Source organism: Roseiarcus sp., assembly GCF_052145395.1.
GTDB lineage: Bacteria > Pseudomonadota > Alphaproteobacteria > Rhizobiales > Beijerinckiaceae > Roseiarcus.
Genome location: NZ_JBKQOT010000558.1, coordinates 1 through 13,056 on the forward strand (window position 1 = coordinate 1; position 13,056 = coordinate 13,056).

The window sequence follows — 13,056 nt, forward strand, 5'->3', positions numbered from 1 at the left end:
CTGACGGCAACGCCACGACTGGCCTCAACATCATGACCGACCTGATCACCGCCAACCCGAACCTGCGCGGCGTGTTCGCCGACAATCTCATCCAGTGCCAGGGCGCGAGCCAGGCGATCGCCGAGAACAAGAAGGGCGACACGATCAAGCTCGTCTGCTTCGACGCCGACGACAAGCTGATCGGGTATCTCAAGGACGGCACGATCGCCGCGCTGCTGCTGCAGGACCCCTATCGGATGGGCTACGACGGCGTGAAGACCGCACTCGCCGCATCGAAGGGCGAGAAGGTCCCCGCCTTCGTCGACACCGGCGCGAATCTTGTCACCAAGGCCAACATGGACAATCCGAAGGAGCACAAGTTGCTCTATCCGCCGAAGTGATCTGACACGGGGCGCGCCGGCCATGGCGTCGGCGCGCCCTTCCCTGCGCCCATTGCGCGGCGCAGGAAGCGGGGCGGATGATCTTCGCCGAAATCACCCAAGGGCAAGACCAAGAGCGCGGCCATGGCATCTGTTGAATCTGCTGTCCCAAACGCCGGCGCGCCGATTCTGGCCCTCGAAAAACTCGACAAGCGATTCGGCGCGACGCACGCGCTCAGGACCGTCGATCTGACTTTCGACGAAGGCGAGATTCATGCGATTGTCGGCGAGAACGGCGCCGGCAAGTCGACGCTGATCAAGCTTCTGACCGGCGTCTATCCGCGCTCGTCGGGCGACGTGTTCTGGCATGGAGCGCCTGTCGCGCTGGCGACGCCGCATGAAGCCATCAATCTCGGCATTAACGCGGTTCACCAGGAAGTCGTGCTCTGCCCTCACCTGACAGTCGCCGCCAATATCTTTCTCGGCGACGAAGAAATGCGCGGCGGCCTGCTCAACAAAAAGCGAATGGTGCGCGACGCCCAGGCGCTGCTCGACGATCTCGGCTTCTCGTTGCCCGCAGGAGCGTTACTCTCGTCCCTGACCATCGGTCAGCAGCAGCTTGTCGCAACCGCACGCGCGGAGCGGCGTGGCGCCAAGTTCCTCATCTTCGACGAGCCGACAGCCTATCTCACCCGCCAGGAAGCGGCGGCGCTCTTCAAGCTGATCCGCCGGCTCAAGGCCAGCGGCGTCACGATCGTCTACATCAGCCACCGCCTCGAGGAGGTGTTCGAGCTGTGCGACCGCGTCTCCGTGCTGCGCGACGGCGCGCTCGTCGGCACGCGCAAGGTGAGCGAAACCAACGAGGCTGACCTCATCGCGCTGATGATCGCCCGCAAAATCGAACAGATCTATCACAAGGACACCGTTCCGATCGGCGAGACGATCATGGAGACGCACGCCCTCACCGGCCCCGGCTTTCAGGACGTCTCGATCCGGGTCCGGGAAGGCGAGGTCGTCGGCCTCTACGGCCTGATCGGCGCCGGCCGCAGCGAGTTCGTGCAGAGCGTTTTCGGCCGCCGTCCGGCGACCTCCGGCCGCATCGTCTGGCGCGGCAAGGACGTGTCGATCCGCAACGAGCGGCAGGCGATGAACCTCGGCATCGCGCTCTCGCCGGAAAGCCGCAGGGATCAGGGCCTCTGCCTCTCGCTTGGCGTCGGACTCAACATCAACCTGCCGATCTTCAAGCTCTTGAGCATCGGCCCGCTCATCAATCTCACGCGCGAAGCCGAGTGCGCGGACAAGCAGATCCGCGACGTCCAGATCAAGACCTCGTCGCGCATGGCGCCGGTGACCAGTCTTTCCGGCGGGAATCAACAGAAGGTCGTGATCGGCAAGTGGCTCAATCACGGCGCGAAGCTCTTCATCTTCGACGAGCCGACCGTCGGCGTCGACGTCGGCACCAAGGCCGAAATCTATCGCCTGCTCGGCTCCCTGCTCAAACAGGGCGCGGGGATCATCATGATCTCGTCCTACCTGCCGGAGGTTTACGAACTCGCCGACACGCTGCACGTCTTCCGGGCGGGCCGGCTGGTCGCGACCCACGGACACAAGGACGCCTCCCACGAAGCGATACTGACCGAAGCAATCGGCGTTTAAGGCGCGGGGCATTAAGAACAACATGACTGATCAAACCATCTCTCAGGACCATCAGCGCGGCCGGCGGCTGGACGTGCTGCTGGGCCTCACCCTCCTCGGCCTGCTGCTGGTCATGTGGCTCGCGCTCTCGATCGAGACCACGACCTTCTGGACTGCGAACAACATGGCGAACCTCCTGCGCCAGGGCGCGATGATCGCGATCCTGGCGATCGGCGAGACCTTCGCCATCATCACGGGCGGCATCGACCTTTCGGTCGGCGCCGTTGCAGGCTTCACCTCAATGACCGTGGCCTGGCTGCTGGTCCACGATTTGGGCTTTGCGTCGACGATCGCCGGGGCCGTGGCGATCTCGCTCGCCGTCGGGATTTTCATCGGCCTCTTCCACGCCTTCGGCGTCGTGCAGATGGGGCTGCCTCCCTTCATCATGACGCTGGCGACGATGTACGCGCTGCGCGGCATCGGGCTTCTGATCACCAACGGCTCGACGATCTCGATCACCAACGACGCCTTCACCGGCTTTTCACGGTCGAGCTTCCTGGGCTTCCCCTGGACGGACGGCACGTGGTTCCAGATCCCGATGCTGTTCTGGATGGTCATCGTCGTCGCGATTCCCGCCTACATTTTGCTCGAGCAGAGCCGCTGGGGCCGCTATCTGTTCGCGATCGGCTCCAACAAAGAGGCCGCCCGGCTCTCCGGCGTCAACGTCGCGGCGATCACCTATCTCGCCTATGTCGTGTCGTCCTTCTGCGCGGCCTTCTGCGGCGTTCTCCTCGCCATGCGAATCGGCATCGGCAATCCGACCCAGGCCGAGGGCTGGGAATTGCAGGCGATCGCCTCGTCGGTCATCGGCGGCACCAGCCTCTTCGGCGCGGTCGGCTCGGTGCACGGGCCCCTGATCGGCTCGTTCATCCTCACCACCATCAACAACGGCGCGAACCTCCTGAACCTCAACCCGTTCTGGCAGCGGATCATCACCGGCTTCCTGATCATTATCGTGGTCTATTTCGACACCCTGCGCACCCGGAAGCGCTGAGCGTTGGTTGCAGAGCGCCACGACCGGAGAGCGGACATGGCCATCGTTGACGAGATCGGGATCGAGCCGATCGACCCGGCGTCGGTTCCGCAGAGGCGGCTCTATACCGGCGCGATGATGCCCGCCGTCGGGCTCGGAACGTTCGGCTCCGACGCGGTGGGGCCGGCCGAGGTCGCAGCCGCGGTGCGCGGCGCTGCGGCCGTCGGCTACCGGCATTTCGACTGCGCGTCGGTCTACGGCAACGAGGACGCGGTGGGCGCTTCGCTCGAAGAGATCATCCGCGGCGGAATCCCACGCGAGAGTCTCTGGATCACCTCAAAAGTCTGGAACGACAGGCATGCGCCGGAGGACGTGATCGCGTCTTGCCTGAAGTCGCTCGCCGATCTCCGGCTCGACTATCTCGACCTCTACCTCGTGCACTGGCCGTTCCCGAACTTCCATCCGCCGGGTTGCGACGTGACCTCGCGCAGTCCGGACGCCCGGCCCTACATCCATGAGAATTTCATGAGGACCTGGCGCGCGATGGAGGAACTGGCGGACCGGAAGCTCGTCCGCCACATCGGCGCGTCCAACATGACGGTTCCCAAGCTGAAGCTCGTCTTGCGCGACGCGCGCGTCGAGCCGGCGGCGAACGAGATGGAGCTTCACCCCCATTTCCAGCAGCCGGAGCTCTTCCGCTTCGTGGTCGAGAACGGCATCCAGCCGATCGGCTATTGTCCGCTCGGCTCGCCGGGGCGCCCGGAGCGCGACCGCACGCCTGAGGACACCTCGCCGTTGGAGGATCCCGTCATCGTCGCGATCGCCGCGCGTCACCGGGTCCATCCCGCCGCCGTCTGCGTCAAATGGGCGGTGCAGCGGGGGCAGACGCCGATCCCCTTCTCGGTCAACCCGCGCAACTACGCCGCCAACCTCGGCGCCGCAGTCGTGGATCCGCTGAGCGCCGAGGAGATGAAGGCCATCGCCGGGATCGATCGCGGCTGCCGCCTGATCAAGGGGCAGGTCTTTTTGTGGAAGGACGGGCAGACCTGGGAAGACCTGTGGGATGTCCATGGAGAGATCACACCGCCTTGAGAGGCGCCCGCGGCGCGCCGCGTCCCCGGCTGCGCCGGGGCTCAAGCGCGAGATGAATTGAATCGAATCTCGCGCCAGACCCTCATTCGACCTTTCGGGCCGATTTTCCACAGCGTGAGGGAAGCGGCTGAAGGTTGAGGGTTTGCTGGCGCAAACACATTTCATCGTGCCCGAGGAGGCCCTCATGAAGATCCAGGACAAAGTCGCCATCATCACCGGCGCGGCGCGAGGCATCGGCAAGGCGATTGCGGAACGCTACGTGAGGGAGGGCGCGAAGGTCGCTATCGCCGACTTGAACGAACTGGGCGCCAAGGCTGTTGCATCCGAACTCGCCCCGAACGCCCTCGGCCTCAAGCTCGACATCACCGAGCAGGCTTCGATCGACGCGACCATCGCCGCGACCGTGGCGCATTTCGGCCGCCTCGATATTCTCGTCAACAACGCCGGCCTCTTCGACCTCGCGCCGATCGTCGAGATCACCCGAGAGAGCTACCGTCGCGTCTATGCCGTCAACGTCGAGGGGCTCTTGTTCATGCTGCAGGCGGCGGCCAAGCAGATGATCAAGCAGGGGCACGGCGGCAAGATCATCAACTTCGCCTCCCAGGCCGGGCGCCGCGGCGAGGCGCTGGTCGCCATCTACTGCTCGTCGAAGGCGGCGGTGATCAGCTTGACCCAGAGCGCCGGCCTCGACCTCATCAAGCACCGCATCAACGTCAACGCGATCGCGCCGGGCGTGGTGGACAACGAGCACTGGGAGCACGTCGATTCGCTGTTCGCCAAGTACGAGCATCTGCCGCTCGGCGAGAAGAAGCGCATCGTCGGCAAATCCGTGCCCTTCGGCCGCATGGCGCGCCCGGACGAGATCGGCGGCCTGGCGACCTTCCTCGCCAGCGAGGACGCCGACTACATCGTCGCGCAGACCTACAACATCGACGGCGGCAACTGGATGAGCTGAGCAACGACGTCGCGCCTCGCGTGAGCCTGCTGCTTGTCGAGGCGCGCCGACCGGGCGGGAGGACGGCGGCCGCCTGAAGCGCGCGCCGCCCCGCCCGCCTCGTCGGCCGCGCCTCAGATCGCGCGCGCGACCTCGTAGGCGTCCCAGATCGCGTACATGATGTTCTGCACGCGCCGCGCGTCGCCGAAGACATAGACCTCGGGCGCCTTGTTGCGAACCTTGTCGTAGAGTCTCCGCTCCGGCTCGTAGCCGATCGCCAGAATCGCCGACTCCGCTTCGACAAACGTCTCCTCGTCACCGGTCTTGACGACGTAGCCGCCCTCGGCATGCCTTTCGACGGTGCTCGACGTCATGACCTTGACCGCCCTGAACTCCATGAGCTCCTTCAGCATCGTCGCGTTGGCGTGGCAGAGCGGGCCCGCCTGGGCGAGAATCTTGGGCTCGATCTCGACGATCGTGGTCGACTTGCCCTGATCGCTGAGCCACAGGGCGAGCTCGCAGCCGACGAGGCCCGCGCCGATGATGATCGTATGATCGTCGGCCGGCTTGTCGCCGTTGAGCACCTCCTCCGCAGTATAGACGTGGGCCTCGTTGGCGAGCGGCAGCATCTTCGGCTTGGCGCCGGTCGCCACGATCAGCACGTCCGGCGCCGCGCGAGTGATCAGGTCCTCGGTCGCCTCGGTGTTGAAGGTGAGCGGCACCTTCAGCTCGCGCAATTCGCGCTCGTACCATCGGACGAGCGCGTGCTCGTCCTCCTTGAAGTCCGGGACGCCGCCCGGAATAACCACGCCGCCGAGCCTGTCGGACTTCTCATAGAGCGCGACCACATGGCCGCGGAGCGCCGCGACCCGCGCCGCCTCCATTCCGGCCAAGCCGCCGCCGACCACCATGACGTGCTTGCGCTGCAAAGCGGGCGTGAGCCCGTACTCCGCCTCACGTCCGCAGGCCGGGTTCACGGCGCACGACACCTGGCCGTATACCGCCAGCCGGCCCATGCAGCCTTCCTGGCACGAGAGGCACGGCCGGATCCGGTCGGTCTTGCCGGCCCTGACTTTCTGCGGCAGGTACGGATCGGCGAGCAGCGGTCGCGCGAGGCCGATCATGTCGGTCTTGCCGGACTTGATCGCCTCGACCGCGAGGTCCGGGTTGTCCATGCGCCCGGCGGTGATGACGGGGACGCTCACCGCCTTTTTCAAAACCTCGTTGAACGGCAGGTAGAGGCCCTTGGCCTGGTACATCGGCGGATGGCTCCAGTACCAGCTGTCGTAGGAGCCGACGTCGCCGTTGAAGGCGTCGTAGCCCGCCTTTTCCAGGATCTTGGCCGCCTCGACGCCTTCCGGAAGGTCGCGGCCCATCTCTCTAAACTCTTCGCCCGGCAGGCCGCCCTTCAGCCAGTCCTTGATGAAGCTCTTGATCGAATAGCGCAGCGACACCGGATAGTCCTGGCCGCACCGCGCCTTGATCGCGTGGACGATCTCGGCAGCGAAGCGCAGGCGATTTTCGAGGCTGCCGCCATATTCGTCGGTGCGCTGATTGAACATGGCGATGGCGAACTGATCGAGCAGGTAGCCTTCGTGGACCGCGTGGACCTCGATCCCGTCGAAGCCCGCCCTCTGCGCGATCTCCGCCGATTCGGCGAAACTGCGGACGTAGGTCTTCACTTCGACGTGGGTGAGTTCGCGGCAGACCACGCCCGGCAGCCAGCGATGTGGAATCGGCGATGGTCCGACCGGCGTTCCGATGACGACGCCGGGCACGCTGACCCGTCCGAAGCCGGCGGAAAGCTGCAGGAACATGCGCGCGTCATAGGCGTGGACGCGCTCAGTCATGACCTTGCCCGTTTTGATGAAGTTGCCCGGATTGAGGGTCGGGCACGGCATCGAGGGCAAGACGCATTTCTCAATTTCGTTCTCGACCATGGTGACGCCGGTCATGATCAGGCCGGCCCCTCCCCTCGCCCGCTCCACATAATACTCGGCGCCGCGCGCGTTAAACGTCCCGTCGGCGTCGCAAAGACCGCCCGGGCCGATCGGCTCCATCACGTAGCGGTTCTTGATTTCCAGCTTTCCGATCTTGATCGGAGAAAACAGGACTTCGTGTTGCTTGTTCATGATTGACGTCCACGCCGGCAGGAACTGCCGGTTTCCTGAATACGCAGCGGTTCCCTATGGGGCCGATGACCAAAGTCGTTCCCGGCGACTCCCGGCTCGGCCTGGTAAGACGGAGACGATGTCATCTTGCTTTCGGGTAGCACGCGAAAGCGTCGCCCGCCATGCGGCATATCGTCCGGCAAATAGACTTTAACTATACATTGGTTGACATCGGTCGGGACAATAGTGAATGGATATATTCCCTGTTTTGCGTAGCCCATCGTCGTCTGAGTTCAGGCGCTGCACGGTCCCGTGCTTTCGGACCGCGCGGCCATGCGACTCGCGCTCTCCCGCCTCCTGACCCTGCGGACGACCGGAGAAGCCATCGGATCTGCCGGACTTGCGCGAAGGACTCTATTGAACCTGTCGGGCCTCGCACAAAACGCGCGGCTCCCGCCACTGACCGTGCGCCGGGTTGGAGATGACGGCGAGGAAGCCCGGCGGATCGAAGCGGGCGCCGTAGAACGGATTGGCGAACGACCCGTCGGCGAGCGCGAAACCGAAGCCGCCGTTGCTGAGCTGGGGCGCGCGCGGCCGCACGAGATTGTCGACCGGCCAGCCTTCGTTGCCCGGAATCGCGGTCTTGGCGGGTTGCAGCCCGGTGATCGCGATGCCGTTGGCCTCGCCCGTGACGCCCGTGATCGCATAGAACCCGTCCGCGTCCGGCTTGTCATTGGTCGTGAACGCGCCTTTCGCCTTGAACCCCGGCCCCGTACACGTCCACCGCCATAGCATTGAGGCTTGGGCGTCTGTGGCGGCCATCGCCGCGCCGAGTGCGAGCGCGAGTGCGAGCTTCATGAGACATCCCCCATCGTCAGGCGGCGAGCCAGACTAGGCGGCGCCCAGACGGCCAGCAAGGCCGCGGCGGGGAGGCGGTAATTGCCCCCTGGACCGAGATGAATTCAAGTCGATTCGCTCCCGTCATTGCGAGCGAAGCGGAGCAATCCAGAGGATCGTCGGGCGCCCTGCGGCCCCTGGATTGCCTGGTCGCTCACGCTCCTCGCAATGACGGCGGTGGTCGAACCTCTCAGCCGACGGCCTTACGATTGCCCCGGCCTTCGCGCGCCGCGACGAGATCACCGCCGGCCGGACTTGGCCGGTTTTCGCCTTTGCTCCTGGCCGGGGCGCCCTTGTCCTCTTGAAGCGTCAAAGCGATCCGGGCGGTGCGGGAGGATTGGCGTTCGCCGGTCCCTTGTTTTTCTTGCGGACAAAGGCGCCGGCGCCCTCTGCGCGCGTCAATGCGATGGGCGCGACTATTTATTGCGGAAAAGCAGAAAACCCGGTATGATCCCCTCATGCGAACATCAGACGAAGCGCGAGCGGACCGACGCCGTCCTCAAACGGGACGAGGCCCTTTACCCGGGGAGGGGCCGCATGACGAATAATATTCGCGCGAGGTCGCGCGTAACCCTTTGAAAAGGCTCATTTCGGTCGAGAGATTCCAAGGAATTCCAAGGAAATCCAACCATCAAAATCCGAAGATTTGCGGAGCCGGCGCCTCTCTCCGCGGAGGCCTGAGGAAATCCAAATGTCTCGCGCCGACGGCGTCCAGGCGACCGGTTCCGTTGGCCTCCCTCAATGGATTCGTCGCCATGGCCCGTCGACAGGAGCCGGTCTAACCTGAAGACATCACGCTCTAACGTTGCGATAGGTCATTCTGGCCCCTCTACGCTTAGCGCAAAGTCATGAGCCCTTGGAATAGACCGCTTCCCAGCGGCGACCTGATCGCCGATCGCCGCTTCGCCTATGGCGTGGCGGCGGCCGAGGATGGCGATTTCGCAGCGGCGGCGGAGATGTTCGAGCAGGCGCTGGAGCGGGCCCCTGGATGGCCCCCCGCCCTCTTCGCCCTTGGCGACGCGCGCGAAGAGCTTGGGCTCGGCGAGGGCGCGGCCGAAGCCTTTCGCCTTGCGGTCGCGGCCGACCCCGCGGACGTTCTGGGCGCGTCTGTGCGGCTCGCGCGACTCGGCGCAACGGACCCGTTGACCGGCCTGCCGCGCGCTTACGTCACGCGGCTGTTCGACGACTATGCGCCGCGCTTCGAGACCCATCTCGTCGCGGCCCTCGCCTACCGCGGCCCGGCGCTCACCATCGAGGCGCTCGACGCCGCCGCGCCCGGCCGGCGCTTCGCCGCCGCGCTCGACCTCGGCTGCGGCACGGGGCTCATGGGGGCAGCGATCCGCGATCGCGTTGGCCGTCTCGAGGGCGTCGATCTCGCCCCCGCGATGATCGCCAAGGCGCGAGCCCGAGGCGCATACGACGCCCTGGAGGCGGCCGACGCGGTCGAACGGCTTGAGCGGTCGCCGCCCGGCGCCTTCGACCTGATTCTGGCCGCCGACACGCTCTGCTATTTCGGCGATCTTCAGCCGGTCTTCGCCGCCTGCCGGCGGGCGCTCGCCGACGGCGGGCTCGTGGCGTTCACAGCCGAGACCTTCGACGGCGAGGGCTTCCGCCTTCTCGAAGGTCTGCGCTTCGCCCACGCCCCCTCCTATCTCGAAGCGACCGCCCGCGCCGCCGCCTTTCGTCCCGTCGTCCTTTGGCGAGCTTGGGCCCGGCGCGAGGCCGACGTCGAGGCGCCGGGCCTGGTCGGCGCGTTCGAGGCCGACTGAGCCGCGGAATTGTCATGTTGCGGTTTTGCGAAGGCTTTATTCCGAAGCTGGATTGAGGTCACGGGTCTTATAAGATCCCTAGTCGTGAGACTGCCGGCGTCGACGTGGAGTTTGATTTGCCTTCTCATCAGCGTTCAAATCGCCTTCTCAGCCTCCGCGCGACTCTCTCGGTCGCTTCCGTCGTCGCCGCGGCTCATCTCGCGGGCGCCGCGCATGCGGACCCCGCCGCCGTGGGAATGTCCCCGCCCGTTTCCAGCGCAGCCGCGGAGCCTGCTGAGGTCGGGGGGAATCTGGCCCCTCCTGTCTTGCCCGCCCTCCCGGCGAGTCCGTCCCTCGATCCGCGCCTGCGCGCCCAGGCCGCGACGCCGACCCCCGACCAGGCCAGCACGGCGCCGTGGGGCGTGCTCAGCGGATCGTGGCAAAGCCCGACGGTGCTCGGCGACATCGGCGGACTGAGGCCGGCGCTCGCCAAATACGGGATCACGCTGCAGCTCTCCGAGGAGGTGGAGACGTTCGGCAACCTGACCGGCGGCGTCCGCCAGGGCTTCGAGGTGAACGGCGTCACGACCGCTCAGGTGCAGTTGGATACGAAGCCGCTCTTCGGTCTCGAAGGCGGCATCTTTAACGTCAGCGGTTTTCATATCTGGGGCGGCGATCTCAGCGAATCCAATCTCTTGAACCTGCAGACCGTCAGCGGTCTCGAGGCCAACGCCTCCATTCGACTTTGGGAGCTTTGGTATCAGCAGAATTTCGGCGCCCGCTTCGACGTCAAGATCGGCGAACAGAGCCTCGACAATGAGTTCATGATGAGCCAGAATGCCGGGTACTTCCTGAACTCGGTGATGGGCTGGCCGATGCTGCCGTCGGCAAATCTGCCGGCCGGCGGCCCCGCCTACCCGCTCTCCGGCCTCGGCGTTCGCGCGCGGGCGCATCCGTCCGACGCCGTGACGATCATGGCGGGCGTTTTCAACGGGAGCCCCATTCCGCTGAACTCCCCGAACACCCCGCTGAGCAATCCCAACGGCGTGAGCTTCCCGCTGAACACCGGCGTTTTCGCGATCGCCGAGCTGCAATATACGTTTCCCGCGGCGACTCCGTCTGGCAAGGCCGCCGCCGATGGCCCGCTGCCGGGCACGTACAAGATCGGCGCCTGGTACGACAGCGAGGATTTCGACAGCCAGCAATACGACACCGTGGGCGTTCCGCTCGCGAGCCCTGAGAGCAATGGAATGCCGGCCCAGAGGCAGGGCAATTATGCGATCTACGCCGTTGCCGACCAGATGATCTGGCGCGCGAGCGACCCGAACCGCAACGTCAGCGCCTTCATCCGTCCGATGTTCACCACCCTGCAGGATCGCAACCTGATCAGCTTCAGCGTCAACGGCGGCTTGACCCTGCACGATCCGTTGCCGGGGCGCGAGAACGACGTCTTCGGCCTCGGCTTCGGCGTCGCGCAGGTCAGCAACGGCGCGGCGAACAACGACAGGGCTCTCCAGGTGTTCGAGCCGACGGTGTACACGCCGGTGCGCGGCACGGAGACGTTTCTCGAAGCGACCTATCAGGCGCAGATCCTGCCCTCTTTGCAGATCCAGCCGGACGTCCAGTACATCATCAACCCCGGCGGCGGACTGGCCAACCCGGACGAGCCGTACCAGAAGATCAAGAACGAATTCGTGGTCGGGCTGCGCACCAACATCACGTTCTGACCGGGTTTTGCGGCCGCGGAGCGAGAGCGTCAGGACGAAACAGTAGCCGGGTTGGCGCACGGCCCCGCCGACGCCGAGCGCCGCGGGCCGACCGCGGGCGCCCGCTTCGCCTGGGAACCCCGGCGCAGGATCGCGACCGCAAGAAGCGCCGCCCCGCCGGCAAGAACATAGGCCGAGGGGCGGAACGTCATGTCGGGATCGACATTGGCGTCGAGAACCTCCCAGAACGGGATGTGGCGAACCAGCGCGTACCAGCCGGCCTCGATCAGCGCGGTCGCCGGCGTGGCGACGGCGACGCCGATTAGCGCGGCCGCCCAAGGCGGGACCTGACGTTTCACCGCCGCCCGGAACAGCATGAGGACCAGGAACAATCCCGTCATGATGACCGGCTCGGTCACGTCGGCCTTCGCCTGGATCATGAAATGCAGGAGCGCGAGGACGCCGATGCCGTAGACCAGCGAATGCAGCGTCCGCCACTTCGGCCCGAGCCGCCGAATCATCGCGTCGGTCGAGGTCGCCGCAAGCGCCGCGAGGCTGATCCAGGCGACGAATCCAATCGTCAGGTAGAAGCGCAGCGCGATCTCGCTCGCGACATGGGCGAGGTTGAAGTGCTGGTCGACGACATAGAGCGTGAGATGCGCCGCAGCGTAGGCGAAGGCGGCCACGCCCACCATCCGGCGGACGGCGACGAGCTTGGGATATCGCGCCGAGCGGATGAGCGGCGTCACCAAGAGCGACAGCAGCAGGAACCGGATCGCCCACAGGCCGGTCTCATGGATCAGTTCGGTGACGACCTTCGGCTCCAGCGCGCCGGTGGCGTCGAGATAGACGATCCACGCCGCCGGAATGAACAGTCCGGCGAAGACGACCGCCTTCAGCGGAGAGAAGCGGCCGTTGCGCTCGTTCCAAGGCGCCTTCAGTTGGATCATGGGGATGGACCCTATCGTCGGATTGCGTCGCTTCAAGCCTCGATGGCTATACGGAGGGCCGCGGCGTTTGTTTCACTCCGCCCCTACGCTGGCGCGGGCCGGCGCGGCGACCTATAGTGCGGCGCGGCGGCCGAACGGGGCGTCGGGATTCTCGGCGGCCGCAAGCGGGGCCCCTCTTGGACATCGTCGAGCGCGCAAAGGCCATGATTCTGTCGCCTGCCGTCGAGTGGCGGGCAATCGAGCCGGAGTCCGGTGACGCCGGTTATCTGTTCGCCAATTATGCCGCGTTCCTCGCCGCGATCCCCCCGGTCTGCCAGTTCCTGCGCCGCGGGGTGTTCGGCTGGGTGGGACCGCACCTGCACCATCTCCATCATGGCGGCTTTTTCTCCAGCCTGTTTGGAGGGATCGTCCACTATCTCGTGACGTTCGTCGTGCTTTACGTCATGGCGGTCATCATCGACGGCCTGGCGCCGACCTTTTCCGCTCAGAAGAGCCCGCAGAACGCGATGAAGCTCGCGGTTTATTCGATGACGCCGGTCTGGCTCGCGGGCGTCTTCGCCCTGATTCCGGGCCTCGGATTCCTGAGGCTCG

11 protein-coding genes are annotated in these 13,056 nt (G+C 65.6%); 8 read left to right on the forward strand and 3 right to left on the reverse strand.

Annotated elements, in window-relative coordinates; genetic code table 11:
• The 5 genes from ACLP25_RS19155 to ACLP25_RS19175 all read left to right on the forward strand — a co-directional run.
• On the forward strand, positions 1-380 hold a 380-nt coding region (locus tag ACLP25_RS19155; protein ID WP_442470751.1), incomplete at its 5' end, for a substrate-binding domain-containing protein.
• A 123-nt stretch (positions 381-503) separates the two neighbouring features.
• Positions 504-2,015, forward strand: coding sequence for a sugar ABC transporter ATP-binding protein (locus tag ACLP25_RS19160; RefSeq protein WP_442470752.1), 1,512 nt, complete (start codon positions 504-506; stop codon positions 2,013-2,015).
• Between the two features lie 22 nt (positions 2,016-2,037).
• Complete coding sequence (locus tag ACLP25_RS19165; RefSeq protein WP_442470753.1) at positions 2,038-3,048, forward strand: ABC transporter permease; 1,011 nt, start codon at positions 2,038-2,040, stop codon at positions 3,046-3,048.
• A 36-nt stretch (positions 3,049-3,084) separates the two neighbouring features.
• Positions 3,085-4,119: an aldo/keto reductase gene (locus ACLP25_RS19170; protein ID WP_442470754.1), complete on the forward strand. Its 1,035-nt coding sequence runs from the start codon at positions 3,085-3,087 to the stop codon at positions 4,117-4,119.
• A gap of 184 nt (positions 4,120-4,303) precedes the next feature.
• The gene (locus ACLP25_RS19175; RefSeq protein ID WP_442470755.1) at positions 4,304-5,074 is read left to right on the forward strand and encodes an L-iditol 2-dehydrogenase; all 771 of its coding nucleotides are present in this window, start codon (positions 4,304-4,306) and stop codon (positions 5,072-5,074) included.
• 113 nt (positions 5,075-5,187) lie between these two features.
• Here the strand turns inward: ACLP25_RS19175 and ACLP25_RS19180 are convergent, their stop codons facing one another.
• Together ACLP25_RS19180 and ACLP25_RS19185 are read right to left on the reverse strand one after the other, a co-directional pair.
• Positions 5,188-7,185: an oxidoreductase gene (locus tag ACLP25_RS19180; protein ID WP_442470756.1), complete on the reverse strand. Its 1,998-nt coding sequence runs from the start codon at positions 7,183-7,185 to the stop codon at positions 5,188-5,190.
• A gap of 393 nt (positions 7,186-7,578) precedes the next feature.
• Entirely contained in the window at positions 7,579-8,022 is a 444-nt protein-coding gene (locus ACLP25_RS19185) for a hypothetical protein (RefSeq protein ID WP_442470757.1), read from the reverse strand.
• An 887-nt stretch (positions 8,023-8,909) separates the two neighbouring features.
• Here ACLP25_RS19185 and ACLP25_RS19190 point away from each other — a divergent pair.
• Together ACLP25_RS19190 and ACLP25_RS19195 are read left to right on the forward strand one after the other, a co-directional pair.
• Positions 8,910-9,830 carry a methyltransferase gene (locus ACLP25_RS19190; RefSeq protein WP_442470758.1) on the forward strand — a complete coding sequence of 307 codons (921 nt, stop codon included), beginning with the start codon at positions 8,910-8,912 and terminating at the stop codon, positions 9,828-9,830.
• A 305-nt stretch (positions 9,831-10,135) separates the two neighbouring features.
• Positions 10,136-11,536 (forward strand): carbohydrate porin, encoded by a 1,401-nt coding sequence (locus ACLP25_RS19195; protein WP_442470759.1) that lies wholly within the window; start codon positions 10,136-10,138, stop codon positions 11,534-11,536.
• 29 nt (positions 11,537-11,565) lie between these two features.
• Here ACLP25_RS19195 and ACLP25_RS19200 read toward each other — a convergent pair whose 3' ends face one another.
• Positions 11,566-12,465 carry a sulfite oxidase heme-binding subunit YedZ gene (locus ACLP25_RS19200; protein WP_442470760.1) on the reverse strand — a complete coding sequence of 300 codons (900 nt, stop codon included), beginning with the start codon at positions 12,463-12,465 and terminating at the stop codon, positions 11,566-11,568.
• A 203-nt stretch (positions 12,466-12,668) separates the two neighbouring features.
• Between ACLP25_RS19200 and ACLP25_RS19205 the strand changes: the two genes are divergently transcribed.
• Positions 12,669-13,056, forward strand: a 388-nt coding sequence (locus tag ACLP25_RS19205) for a Yip1 family protein (protein ID WP_442470761.1), incomplete at its 3' end; no start/stop codon positions are given.